At 34.7% G+C, this 553-nt stretch carries 1 protein-coding gene; it reads left to right on the top strand.

What is annotated here, in order from left to right; translation table 11 throughout:
- Positions 1–52: 52 nt before the first annotated feature.
- A partial coding sequence (locus J8L98_RS24560; protein ID WP_210998676.1) for a hypothetical protein occupies positions 53–553 on the top strand: 501 nt, incomplete at its 3' end.

Raw genomic sequence — 553 nt, 5'->3', positions numbered from 1 at the left:
CAAACAACGTGCCGCATAAATACTAAATAGTTATATTTCAAATGGAGTTTGGATGAAAATCACCAAGATAGCTATTACAGCGATGACCCTTTTATTTTCTTGTTTATCATTTAGCAATGATCTTGATATGACTGGGATATGGATTGGAGAAAATATCACTTCTACTGAGCATCGAAAGATATATACCGTCAGAAGTGAAGACGGATATTATTTCTCACGACATGAATATTACCACGATGGTGTTATGGAAAGGTGGCTACATAATTACGGTGTTTGGGGGCAAAATAAGGATAAACTCTGGACAGATTTTGTTGTGTATGCAAGCGCTACAAGTATTAAAAACTTACCTGATTGCAATCCCCCCAAATTTAGCTATATCGTTCAATCTATCTATCAAAATAAAGCCACCTATGTAGCTGAACGTGATGGCGTCGAGTACACCATGGAAAAAATTGATAAACTGCCAATTGAGTTTTTTACTGGCAATAATGTTCTGTATAAGTTCGCTTTGGAAAAAATTGATAAATATAAACAAGAGTGCATAAAAGAAATA

This window comes from Pseudoalteromonas sp. MMG013 (assembly GCF_018100885.1).
GTDB classification, from domain to species: domain Bacteria; phylum Pseudomonadota; class Gammaproteobacteria; order Enterobacterales; family Alteromonadaceae; genus Pseudoalteromonas; species Pseudoalteromonas aurantia.
This window is presented reverse-complemented; position numbering and strand designations above follow the sequence as displayed.